We start from the raw sequence: 13,707 nt of genomic DNA on the forward strand, positions 1-13,707 counted from the left end.
CTCCTACGCATGAAATGCCGTTCAAAATTGACACTGATTGCTGCTAGCTTTTGGCTAGCAGCTTCAGCTCAGGCTCTTGAAGCCAAATTAGATCAGGACGATTTACCTCTACTCGCTCCTGGGGTCCAACACGAAACTGCTAGTAAACGTGTTACTTCTCGATTTACTCGTTCTCACTATAAACACTTCAATCTCAACGATGATTTCTCTCAAGCTATCTTTAATCGTTACTTAGAGATGCTGGATTATAATCGTAATATCTTCACTCAAGCTGATATTGACTCTTTCTCTGCGTCATCTAAACAAATTGATGATCAGCTGAAATCGGGCAATAACCAGATTGCATTCGATGTTTATAATCTGTCTATGCAGAAGCGTTTTGAACGTTTTCAATATGCATTGTCTTTGCTAGATACAGAGATTAAGTTTGATACCGATGAAAGTATTGAGCTCAATCGTAGTGAAGCGGAATGGCCAAAAGATATCGCTGAAGTGAATGAGCTTTGGAGAAAACGCGTTAAATATGATGCGTTGAATCTAAAACTTACTGGTAAAGAGTGGCCAGAGATTCAAGAAGTTTTGGAAAAGCGTTACAACAATGCGATGAAGCGTATTACGCAATCGCATAATGAAGATGCTTTCCAGATCTACATGAACGCATTTGCGCGTGAAGTTGATCCGCACACCAGTTACCTTTCTCCAAGAAATGCAGAACAATTCCAATCTGAGATGAACCTATCTCTAGAAGGTATTGGTGCTGTGCTTCAGATGACAGACGACTACACCGTTATTCGCTCTTTAGTTGCTGGTGGCCCTGCGTCAAACAGCAAACAATTGAGTGATGGAGACCGCATTGTTGGTGTTGGTCAAGATGGCGAAGAAATTGTTGATGTTATCGGCTGGCGTTTAGACGATGTAGTACAACTTATTAAAGGCCCTAAAGGGACCAAAGTTAAGCTACAGATCTTGCCAGATGGTAAAGATGCAAAAAGTCACGTTGTCACAATTGTTCGCGATAAGATTCGTTTAGAAGACCGCGCTGTTAAATCAGAAGTGATCGAGAAAGACGGCAAGAAAATTGGTGTATTAGAAGTACCAAGTTTCTACGTTGGCCTTTCTAAAGATACCGATAAACTGATCACCGAGCTTAAAGAGCAAGGTGTTGAAGGTATTATTGTTGACCTCCGAAACAACGGTGGTGGTGCACTGACTGAAGCAACTGAACTCTCTGGTTTGTTTATCAAAGAAGGACCTGTTGTTCAGGTTCGTGATAGCTACGGTCGTGTCAAAGTGAACAGCGATACTGATGGTCAAATCAGTTACCAAGGCCCGTTAACGGTATTGGTGAATCGCTACAGTGCTTCAGCGTCTGAAATCTTTGCAGCAGCGATGCAAGATTATGGCCGTGCAATTATCTTGGGTGAAAACTCTTTCGGTAAAGGTACGGTGCAACAGCATCGCTCTTTGAATCATATTTATGATTTGTTCGATAAAGAGTTAGGCTACGTTCAATACACAATCCAAAAATTCTACCGAATCAATGGTGGTAGTACGCAAAACAAGGGTGTAGTACCTGATATTGCTTACCCAACGCCAATTGATCCTGCAGATACTGGTGAAAGTGTTGAAGACAACGCTCTTCCTTGGGACAGCATCGACAAAGCGAAGTACTCAGTGTTACAGCGTAACGATGAGCAGATCGCAGCGTTGACGGCTAAACACGAAGCTCGTATCGCAACAGACATGGAATTTGGCTTTATCGCGCAAGATATTGAAAAATATAAGGCAGATAAAGACGACAATGACCTTTCTCTGAATGAAAAGGTTCGTCAACAAGAGAGTGATGATGCGGATGCGCTTCGTCTAGAGCGTATTAACCAACGTCAAAAAGCCGCTAAGTTAGAGGCATTTAAAACGTTGGATGATATTCCAAAAGACTACGAAGCCCCGGATGCTTATCTTGATGAATCAGTTGCTATCATGCTGGATATGATCAAGAAATAAACAAAATACCTGTTATAAGGTGATTGTTTAAAGACGTACTATTTGAAAAGCGAGCTTAGGCTCGCTTTTTTTGTACCTGTGTTCTTGCCTCGAATAATGTCATGTTAACGGCATGCTTCCTCGCTTTTTAACTTGCTGCAGAACCACTGTTATTTGATTTTCGGCTGTGAAGTACACTGTAAAAATAACTAAACTTAAGTATTATTTTTCGAGTGATAATGACATTTAAGTTACTTCGCACTTAAAATTTAGTGACTTAGATCATATTTTTTCGCTTTCTATTCATTACGTGCCTAAGCTTAAAGAAAACGAGGGGACGCTTATGAAATGGATTCTACTATTTTTATCTTGTTTAAGTTTTGTGGCTTTTGGGAGCGAGGTCGCTTCGAGTAGCCAACAATCAAAAAGTGATAGTAATCTATCTCATTTTGACCTTCCTTTGCTGCTTGGTGATTGGTATTTGATGAATCCTGATCCTGAGCAAGGCACTGAAAACTTTAGAGCGATCAAGCTCACTCTTGATTCAAACTACTCATTCACTATCGATATCCAAAAGAAAGACTACAGTGTCGATCATTGGGAAGGTTTGTATAACGCCAATGAAGACACGATTATTTTGGGTTTGAATACCTCAGAACCTCAGGTTTACGCGTACAGCAGTAATCACAACATGCTGAATCTTAACGGTGTTATGTTCACCAAGGCCTTGCCAAATGCATTGGCGGGAATCTGGTCAAGTGCCCAACTGTCTGGAAGCGATCTACGTGCGAGTAACATTCAAAAAATGGATTTAGTCCTTCAGCCGGACTTTATATTCATGTTCCGAGTATCAGATGAAGAAGGTGGTGAAGTCATTCGTCGCGGGGTGTATTACACAGAAGGCGATCAACTAGTGTTACTTTATGAGAACGGTGAACACGGCACTCGATATACACTGAACAGCGATGTGTTAACGCTGCAAGGTGAAGAGGGAGATATGTTTGCGGTACTCAATCGCATTCGATAATCGTGAGTTTTAGCAGTAACGGCGTACTCGTTGATAATATTGTGCACAGTTCATTTCTTAGGCGTTCCTGTCTGATTTGATTGATAAAATAGCAAAACATGGAGGCATTTTCTTACAATGCCTCCTTTTTTTAATATTCCCCTTGTTTTATTGGCGCTCAACCTTTAGATATATACAGTTAAAAAATAATTACGTATAACGATCAAAAGGAACCCGTCATGGCACATACACCTCAAGCCAAGTATCGTAAAGATTATCAATCACCATCTCACACGATTTCTGAAATCGATCTTACTTTCGATTTGTACGACTCAGCATCCATTGTTACGGCTGTTTCTAGTGTTAAGCAGGAGAAAGACAGCACGACATTAGTACTTGATGGTGAAGGCTTGAAGTTGGTTTCTGTTTTGGTAGAAGGTAAAGAGTGGACTCAATATGAACAGTCTGAAACTCAACTTACGCTGAATGACCTTCCAAAAGAATTTACTCTAACCATCGTTACCGAAGTTAACCCTGAAGGGAACAGTGCACTTGAAGGCTTGTACAAGTCGGGTGGCGCGTTCTGTACTCAATGTGAAGCTGAAGGTTTCCGCCGTATCACTTACTACATGGATCGCCCAGATGTGTTGGCGAAATTCACTACAACGGTAATTGCAGACAAAGCAGAGAACCCATTCTTATTAAGTAATGGTAACCGTGTAGATGAAGGTGAAGCTGAAAACGGTCGTCATTGGGTGAAGTGGCAAGACCCACATCCAAAACCAGCGTACTTGTTTGCTTTAGTAGCGGGTGACTTTGATGTACTTCGTGACGCATACACTACACAATCGGGTCGTAAAGTTGACCTAGAAATCTTTGTTGATAAAGGCAATCTAGACCGTGCGAGCCACGCGATGGTTTCTTTGATTAACTCAATGAAGTGGGACGAAGAACGTTTCAATCTTGAATACGACTTAGACATCTACATGATCGTAGCCGTTGATTTCTTCAACATGGGTGCGATGGAAAACAAAGGCTTGAACGTATTCAATTCGAAGTTCGTTCTAGCAAACGACCAAACTGCAACGGATACAGATTACCTAGGTATTGAAGCAGTAATCGGCCATGAATATTTCCACAACTGGACAGGTAACCGAGTGACGTGTCGCGATTGGTTCCAGTTAAGTCTGAAAGAAGGCTTAACGGTATTCCGTGACCAAGAATTCTCATCTGATCTTGGTTCTCGCGCAGTAAACCGTATTAACAATGTACGTATCATTCGCGGTCCACAATTTGCAGAAGATGCTAGCCCAATGTCTCATCCAATTCGTCCAGAAAAAGTGATAGAAATGAATAACTTCTATACTTTGACCGTGTACGAAAAGGGCAGTGAAGTGATCCGTATGATCCACACATTGTTGGGCGAAGATGGTTTCCAAAAAGGCATGAAGCTGTACTTCGAACGTCACGATGGTACGGCTGCAACATGTGAAGACTTCGTCGCGGCAATGGAAGATGCGTCGGGCATCGACCTATCTCAGTTCCGTTTATGGTACAGCCAATCTGGTACGCCGACGCTGTCTGTTGAAAGTAAGTACGACGCAGAGAAGAAACAGTACACGTTAACAACTCGCCAAGTAACAGCGCCAACTCATGAGCAAACGGAAAAGCAGGCTCTGCATATTCCTCTTGATATCGAGCTGTACACAGCTGCGGGTGAAGTTGTTGAGTTACAATGTAACGGTAAGCCAGTTCATAATGTATTAGATGTGAAAGAAGCAGAGCAAACGTTCGTGTTTGAAAACGTTTCTGAGCAACCGATCCCATCATTACTTCGTGAATTTTCTGCGCCAGTGAAACTGGAGTACAACTATTCAGATGAAGAACTGATCTTCCTAATGGTAAATGCACGCAATGAATTCTCTCGTTGGGATGCGGGTCAAATGCTATTAGCGAAGTACATCCGCAGTAACGTGGAGAAAGTTCAGCAGGGTCAAGCGTTTGAGCTTTCTGATTCTGTTGTTGATGCATTCCGTGGCGTACTGCTGAGTGATTCACTAGAGCCTGCGTTTATTGCAGAAATGCTTTCTCTACCAAGCCACAATGAAGTATCGGGTTGGTACGAGCGCGTTGATATTGATGCGGTCGCATCGGTTCTTAACTCAATGAAAGTCACACTAGCTGCAGAACTTGAAGACGAGTTAGCGGCGGTTTATCACAGCCACGCACTAACAGAATACACGGTCGATCACGATTCGATTGGTAAGCGTACTCTACGTAAAGTTTGCCTAAGTTACTTAGCACATACAGAGCAGGGTAATGACTTGGTTGTTGCGATGTACCAGCAAGCAAACAACATGACAGATACGATGGCAGCAATGGGCGCGGCAAACAGTGCACAACTACCATGTCGTGAAACCTTGATGGTGGATTACAGTGACAAGTGGAAACACGATGGTCTTGTTATGGATAAGTGGTTTGCATTGCAAGGTACAAACCCAAGTTCAAACGCACTTGAAGTGATCAAAGCGTCGATGTCGCACCAGGCGTTCAGTTTGAAGAACCCGAACCGTACCCGTAACTTGGTCGGTTCATTCTTAAACATGAACCCGGTTCAATTCCACGACAAGTCTGGTCAAGGCTATGCATTTGCAGGCGAGATCTTACGTGAACTGAACAGCAGCAACCCGCAAGTGGCTTCACGTCTGATTGATCCACTTCTTAAATTCCGTAAGTACGACGATGAACGCCAAGCTCTGATCAAAAAAGAACTAGAGACGTTAAAGAACATGGACAACCTAGCAAAAGACTTGTTTGAGAAAGTGACGAAAGCACTAGAGGCTTAAGTCAGCGCGCATTCAGGTAACTGTTTGCTACAACGAAAGGTCATCAGTGGTAGAGAATATCTGCCACTGATTTTTTGTTTCTGGTTCATCGAATTTTCGATAAGCTAGAGCAGCTTCAAGTTCAGTTTCACCGTCAGACATCTAAAAGTGCCAAAAAACACTGGCACTGTATATTTATACAGGTATCGTATGAATCGCTATATTTTCCAACTTAACATCTCGTATCAGCAGTTTTTGGCCAGCTATTCTGGCGCCGCAAGTAAAGTTCAAGTGATAACAACAACAGGTTTACGCTTACAGTTACCTGCAACTCGGTTCAGACCATTTCTTACACAAATAGGGGTTAGAGGGCAGTTTAGGCTGACAACTGACCAAAAAAATAAGTTTATTAAGTTAGAAGCTCTGTAAACCTTGGCGTGCCTAGTGAGTTAAAAGGAATCTTAATCACATAATCAAACATTTCACCTCTTACCACCTCCAAAACAATTAACTATTTTTCAATAATGCTTTTACAATAAATGAATGCATTACCTTTGCTTAACTCGTTAGTAGAAAAGAGCTCAACGGCACGTTTCAAACACCAGATTAAGTGATCCCCCTAATAATAAAATATAATTCTAATTGTGGAGTGTGACTATGACCGCACGTGAAACTGTGGTTCCAGTTTTACTTGAAAAAGTTTACAAGCTGATTCAAGACAAACTTGACCTTGCTCATCGACCTCTCGTAACTCAACTTGCTCAACACTTGTTTAGTAACGTTTCTCACGACGATCTGACTCAGAGAAACGAATCCGATTTATATGGTGCTGTAGTTAGCTTATGGCATCACATCAATGAAAAGAAAGCCGACGAAATCTCTGTACGCGTTTTCAACCCGACGGTAAGTCGTCAAGGCTGGCAGTCTACTCATACTATCGTTGAGATAGTCGTTCCAGACAGCCCATTCCTTGTTGATTCCGTAAAAATGGCACTTACTCGCCTAGACCTTTCTTCTCACCTTATGCTTCATAACCCAACACAAATCTCTCGCTCAGATAAGGGCAGTGTTGTCGGTGTAAGCAATAACGAAGGTGCATTCCAATCGCTTTTCCATATTGAGGTTGACCGTCTTAGCAGTAAAGCTGAAATGACAGCTCTTAAAACGGAGCTACTGGATATCTTTACCGATACTAGCTTAGTTGTGAACGATTGGTTGAAGATGGTAGAACGACTTGAAGAAGTAACCAATCAAGTAGAAAAGCAGAAAGAGAGCATTCCTGTAGATGGCCAACGTTTTGATGAAACGTTGGCGTTTCTTCGTTGGTTAGGTGAACACAACTTTACATTCATGGGTTATAAGGAATATGACCTAGTTTCAGTTAACGGCGACACTGAACTGCAACCGACCAAGGAGCAAGGTCTTGGTTTGTTTGCGAACTCAGATCGTGTACGTAACGTTAAGCTATCTGAGTTTTCTGATTCGGCACGTCTTGAAGCGAAAAAGCCTTATGTGCTTATCGTAACCAAGGGCAACACGGCTTCACGCATTCACCGCCCAGCTTACAACGATTACATTGGTATTAAGAAGTTCGATAAGAACGGTAAGGTCATTGGTGAGCACCGCTTTACTGGTCTTTACACATCTGCCGTTTATAACCAAACCGTTGAAACGATTCCTCTTGTTCGCGAGAAAGTAGAACGTATTTTGGATGCGAGTGGTTACCGTGAAGGTTCATACTCTTACAAAGCGCTGCACAACATTCTTGAAAACTACCCACGTGATGAACTGCTGCAAGCTCGAGAAGAAGAGCTACTAGAAGTCGGTACGGGCGTAGTACAAATGCAAGATCGCGATCTCCTGCGTTTGTTTGTTCGCAAAGACCCGTTTGGTCGTTTCTTTAGCTGCATGGTTTACGTAACAAAAGATCGTTACAACACTGAGCTTCGTCGCCAAACACAGCGCATCTTGAAACAGTACTTTGGTTGTGAAGAAGAGGTTGAATTTACAACGTACTTCTCTGAAAGTCCGCTAGCAAGAACGCACTATATTGTTCGTGTTGATAACAACAACATGGATGTGGACGTGAAAACAATTGAGCAAAATTTAATGGAAGTATCGTCTACGTGGGATGACCGTCTGTCTGAATCTATCATTGCAAACTTCGGTGAAAGCAAAGGTCTTCCATTGTCGAAAGAGTACATGCGTGCATTCCCACGTTCGTACAAAGAAGACATGATGCCAGGTTCTGCTGTTGCGGACATTGAACGTTTAGAAGCGCTAAGTGAAGACAACAAACTGGGTATGCTTTTCTACCGTCCTCAAGAAGAAGCGGCAGATTCAAAAGCCGTTCGTTTGAAGTTGTTCTACCACAGCGATGAGCCAATTCACCTTTCTGATGTTATGCCAATGCTTGAAAACTTTGGCCTACGCGTTATCGGTGAATCTCCATATGAAGTGCGTAAAACCAACGGTGTGACCTATTGGATCCTTGATTTCTCTATGCTGCACAAGAGCGATAAGACCATTGATCTTCGTGAAGCTCGCGATCTTTTCCAACAAGCCTTTGCGGCAATCTGGGCGGGTGAGTTAGACAGCGATGGTTTCAACCGCTTAGTACTTGGCGCTGGTCTTTCTGGCCGTGAAATCTCAATCTTACGTGCTTATGCTCGTTACATGCGTCAAGTTGGTTTCCCATTCAGCCAACAATACATTGAAGACACATTGTCTCATTACCCAGAATTAGCGAAAGGGCTAGTGAGCCTATTCGGCAAGCGTTTTGACCCGAAACTGAAGGGCAGCGTAAAAGGCCAACAAGATCTTATTAAGAAGATCACTGAACAGTTGGATCATGTAGAAAGCTTGGATGATGATCGTATCATTCGTCGCTACATGGAAATGATCACTGCAACGCTTCGTACTAACTACTACCAAGTAGACGAGAATAAGCAGTCTAAACCTTGGTTGGCTCTGAAAATGAGACCAAGCGAGATTCCAGATATCCCTGCACCGGTTCCTGCGTTTGAGATCTTCGTTTACGCACCAGACATTGAAGGTGTGCATTTACGTGGCGGTAAAGTAGCACGCGGTGGTTTACGTTGGTCAGACCGTCAAGAGGACTTCCGTACTGAGATTCTAGGCCTAGTTAAAGCGCAACAAGTTAAGAACACGGTTATCGTACCGGTTGGTGCTAAAGGTGGTTTCGTTTGTAAGCGTCAACACATGATGTCTGGCCGAGACGAGATCTTTGCTGAAGGTCAACGTTGTTACAAGCGCTTCATCCGTGCATTGCTAGACGTTTCAGACAACATCATTGAAGGTGAGGTTATCCCACCTAAGAGCGTTGTTCGTCACGATGAAGATGACCCATACTTGGTTGTTGCAGCCGATAAAGGCACCGCGACATTCTCAGATCTAGCGAACTCAGTAGCTGAAGAGTACAACTTCTGGCTAGGTGATGCGTTTGCATCGGGTGGCTCTAACGGTTACGACCACAAAGCCATGGGTATCACGGCGAAAGGTGGCTGGGAATCGGTTAAACGTCACTTCCGCGAAATGGGTATTAACTGTCAAAGCACAGACTTCACTGCCATTGGTGTGGGTGATATGGCGGGTGACGTATTTGGTAACGGTATGCTGCTATCTAAGCACATTCGCTTGCAAGCTGCGTTTAACCACATGCACATCTTCATTGACCCGAATCCAGAATCAGCATCAAGCTGGGTAGAGCGTGACCGTCTGTTTAATCTGCCTCGTTCAAGTTGGGAAGATTACAATAAAGACCTGATTTCTCAAGGTGGTGGCATCTTCTCTCGCCGAGCGAAGTCTATCTCTTTGACACCTGAAATTCAGAAAATGCTGGGTACCAAGAAAGCATCAATGGCACCAAACGACTTGATCAAAGCGATCTTGTCTATGAAAGTTGATCTACTTTGGAACGGCGGTATTGGTACTTACGTTAAGTCTTCTAGTGAGACTCATACCGATGTGGGTGACCGTGCAAATGACGTGCTACGTATCGATGGCCGTGACCTGAAAGCTAAGGTTGTTGGTGAAGGCGGTAACTTGGGTATGACTCAATTGGGTCGTATTGAATACGCTCTAACGGGCGGTCGAGTTAATACTGACTTTGTCGATAACGTTGGTGGTGTAGATTGCTCGGATAACGAAGTTAACATTAAGATCTTCTTGAATGGCTTGGTGTCTAATGGTGATCTTACCGTTAAGCAACGTAACCAAGTTCTTGAATCTATGGAAGATGAAGTAGGTGAAATCGTACTAGACGACGCTTACTGCCAAGCTGAGTCTATCTCTGTTACTGAGCATCAAGGTGTAGGCTTAGTGAAAGAGCAAATCCGCTTTATCCACACAATGGAAAAAGCCGGGTACTTAGACCGTGGTTTGGAATACATCCCAGATGACGAAACGCTGCTAGAACGTGAGAAGCAGGGCCAAGCACTAACAAGACCAGAGCTATCAGTATTGATCGCTTACGGTAAAATGGTTCTAAAAGAAGATCTTGTGAGTGATGACATTGCGAATGATGAGTTCCATGCTCAACAACTGATGCAATACTTCCCAACAGAGTTACGCCGTAACTACTCTCAGCACATGGATAACCATCCACTTCGTGCAGAGATCATTGCGACTGCGCTTGCTAACCAAATGGTTAACGAGATGGGCTGTAACTTCGTGACTCGCTTGCAAGAAGAGACGGGCGCGAACATTGTTGATATTGCGAATGCTTACGCGGCATCACGTGAAATCTACGGCCTGGGTAAGGTATTGAAGAGCATCCGTGAACTGGACAACATCTCAAGTTCTGAAGCTCAATACGAATTGCTTTACCATGTACGTCGTACGCTTCGTCGTCTAGCACGCTGGTTGCTAAGAAACCGTACCGGTAAACAGTCAGTGAATGCATTGATTGAGCTTTACCAAGGTGATGTCGTCGCAATTACTGAGAAGCTGGATGAAAACCTAGTGGCTTCAGAAGTAGAAGAGCATCAAGCAATGGCTCAAGTATGGATTGACCAAGGTGTAAACGCTGAGCTGGCTAATTCAGTGGCTCGTTTGTCTAGCCTGTACTCAGCACTGGATATATCTACAGTGGCTCGTGAAACAGGTAAAACAGTACAGCAAGCGTCTAAGCTTTACTTCAACCTAGGCGACCGTTTGTCACTGCACTGGTTCTTGAAGCAAATCAATGGCCAAGCTATAGACAACAACTGGCAAGCACTGGCGCGTGCAGCATTCAGAGAAGATCTGGATTGGCAGCAACGCCAGTTAACTGGTCAAGTACTTAACTGTGGTTGTGCTTCAGATATCGATGTGATTAAAGCGCTTGATGACTGGATGGAAAGTAACTCTGTTTCTCTACATCGTTGGGAAAGCATCCTAAACGAATTCAAAGTAGGTTCTGTTCATGAGTTTGCTAAGTTCTCAGTAGCACTGCGTGAATTGATGCTGTTGAATCTAAACTGCATGTCAAAAGACTAGTTACTAGATAAGACGAAAAAGTATAAGGGCAGGCCAAAAGGTCTGCCTTTTTCGTTTCGGTAAAGTGGAAACAATAGGCCTAACGACTTTTGAAGAACAAACTTCGACGCAAACGTTGTTTGTTGTTAAGTGACCTGATGGCTGTACTAAGGTTGAGATTAGAAATGGCTTAATAACTTGAAGAAACGATAACGTTTGCTTAATAATGAACCTCATTCGTTAGCAAACTTGATTATCTTACCCTTACAGACAGTAATAGATTGAATAGTTGGGTAAATAAGTAAATAATAGCGCCCCGTTTACACGGGGCTTTTTTCTATCGGAGGCACAATGCTTTACCGTCTAGCCAGAACTGGCTTTTTCCAACTTGATGCCGAAAAGGCACATGATCTTGCAATTCAAAATTTCAAGCGCTTCACAGGCACACCTATTGATCTTTTGTATCGCCAACAATTACCTCACCGACCTGTAGAGTGCATGGGTCTTACTTTTAAAAACCCAGTTGGCCTTGCTGCTGGCCTAGATAAAAACGGCGAATGTATTGATGCATTTGGCGCAATGGGTTTTGGTTTCGTAGAAGTAGGAACAGTGACTCCGCGTCCGCAAGCGGGTAACGACAAACCTCGTTTATTCCGTCTTGTTGAAGCTGAAGGTATCATCAACCGCATGGGTTTTAACAACCTAGGCGTCGACAACCTTGTTGAGAATGTTAAGAAGTCGAACTACGATGGCATCTTAGGCATTAACATTGGTAAGAATAAAGACACACCAATTGAAAAGGGCGCTGAAGATTACTTGATCTGTATGGAGAAGGTATATCAATACGCTGGTTACATTGCTGTGAACATCTCTTCACCAAACACTCCAGGACTTCGTTCTCTACAATACGGCGAAGCTCTAGACGATCTATTGTCTGAACTTAAAACGAAACAATCTGAACTGGAAGAGAAGCATGGTAAATATGTTCCTCTTGCTCTTAAGATTGCTCCGGATCTAAGCGACGACGAAATTCGCCAAATTTGTGAATCATTGATCAAAAATAAGATCGATGGTGTGATCGCAACAAACACAACATTGGATCGTTCAATCGTTGAAGGTATGAAACATTGTGATGAAGCGGGTGGCCTAAGTGGACGTCCTGTTCAATCTCGTAGTACTGAAGTAGTTCGTAAACTTCACGAAGAGCTGGGTGACAAACTGCCGATCATTGGAGTAGGTGGTGTTGACTCGTATGTTGCTGCAAAAGAGAAAATGATGGCGGGCGCGAAGCTTGTACAGGTTTACTCTGGTTTCATCTACAAAGGCCCAGGCCTAGTTGGCGACATCGTTAAAAATCTATAAGCTGAAAATTGCTTTTATTTTTGAAAAGCGACAATCTGGCATCGTCTTACTAAAAGAGACACTGTAACTCACTGAGTTGTAGAGAAAAGCGATAAGAAAGAGGAATTCATTTCCTCTTTTTTTTTGCCTATTGCTCAGTAAAATTACTGTAATTGAAGGTAATTTTGCGTTTTACCTAATGGAATGGTTCAACAGTGTGAGACGAAATGATGCTTAAACCTAGCGATACATGGAGTTGGTATTACGATGAGCAGCAATGTTCATTAATGCTAAACCTCGGAGAGGATATGATTTTCAAAACGAATCTGGTCCGCAATAAGCTGGTGGACTGCGCGTTTCGAGATAATGAATTCACCGTTGATGACGCATCTTCATACCAAACCTTCAAAGAACAAATTTCTGGCTTAGAACTGTCTGAGCCTCGTCAAGCTGAATTAGCACTCTATTGTGTGGCAGCAAAGCGTTTCCATAAGCCTGTACAGCCTAAGAGTTGGTTCTTCGACTCACAAGGTACTGGCCATGAATATCCTCAAGAAGGGGATATTGTACAAATGAATAACGAGCATAGCTTAGGGTATTTCATTGTATTAGAAGTGGGAGAGTGTGCGAGCCTATGTGCATTTGTTGACCTAGAAGAGTTCCTGTTAACGCCTTCAAAAGGACTGCGATTTGGAGACTCAATCAAGGTGATGCACGATAGAATGGTAGACGCGAACGCTATCCTTCATCAGACACACATAGCGATGGTAGGTTAACCTCTAATCTAGCACATCATTTCAACCACGCATCGCAGCACACAAACGTATAAACCTTCCTCAGAATCGGCTCATTAGCCGATTTTTTTGTGCCTAAAAAACCTCATCCTGATAAATACATCACGGCTTAACCATTTAAATAGTGAACTTACGACTATTTTTTCACCTTAATTTCTGCCCGTTTTCATCGCCAGAAGAGTAAATCTACCGTCTTTATTCCCTGTTTTTGGTCTTTTGTAGCTAAATTTCATCCATAAATCTCCCTTGGTATATACCAGTTTTGAGGTGAATATAAATT

The 13,707-nt window shown here is 43.0% G+C and carries 7 protein-coding genes; all 7 read left to right on the plus strand.

Translation table 11 applies throughout. The annotated features are described in order from the left end of the window. Positions 1-9: 9 nt before the first annotated feature. On the plus strand, positions 10-2,004 hold the full coding sequence (prc, locus tag A6D97_RS19245) for a carboxy terminal-processing peptidase (RefSeq protein WP_017063843.1): 1,995 nt from the start codon (positions 10-12) through the stop codon (positions 2,002-2,004). 322 nt (positions 2,005-2,326) lie between these two features. Further along, complete coding sequence (locus tag A6D97_RS19250; protein ID WP_017059686.1) at positions 2,327-3,010, plus strand: hypothetical protein; 684 nt, start codon at positions 2,327-2,329, stop codon at positions 3,008-3,010. 218 nt (positions 3,011-3,228) lie between these two features. After that, entirely contained in the window at positions 3,229-5,835 is a 2,607-nt protein-coding gene (gene pepN / locus A6D97_RS19255) for an aminopeptidase N (protein ID WP_065585049.1), read from the plus strand. 189 nt (positions 5,836-6,024) lie between these two features. Next, positions 6,025-6,243 (plus strand): DUF2835 domain-containing protein, encoded by a 219-nt coding sequence (locus A6D97_RS19260; RefSeq protein WP_004733645.1) that lies wholly within the window; start codon positions 6,025-6,027, stop codon positions 6,241-6,243. 228 nt (positions 6,244-6,471) lie between these two features. Further along, positions 6,472-11,313, plus strand: a complete 4,842-nt coding sequence (locus tag A6D97_RS19265; RefSeq protein ID WP_017063846.1) for an NAD-glutamate dehydrogenase — start codon at positions 6,472-6,474, stop codon at positions 11,311-11,313. Between the two features lie 330 nt (positions 11,314-11,643). Further along, the gene (pyrD, locus tag A6D97_RS19270) at positions 11,644-12,654 is read left to right on the plus strand and encodes a quinone-dependent dihydroorotate dehydrogenase (RefSeq protein ID WP_017063847.1); all 1,011 of its coding nucleotides are present in this window, start codon (positions 11,644-11,646) and stop codon (positions 12,652-12,654) included. 206 nt (positions 12,655-12,860) lie between these two features. Then, positions 12,861-13,409 (plus strand): cell division protein ZapC, encoded by a 549-nt coding sequence (locus A6D97_RS19275; protein ID WP_017063848.1) that lies wholly within the window; start codon positions 12,861-12,863, stop codon positions 13,407-13,409. Positions 13,410-13,707 lie beyond the last annotated feature (298 nt).

It is taken from the genome of Vibrio sp. ZF57 (assembly GCF_001691235.1).
In the GTDB taxonomy this organism is placed as follows: Bacteria; Pseudomonadota; Gammaproteobacteria; order Enterobacterales; family Vibrionaceae; genus Vibrio; species Vibrio crassostreae_C.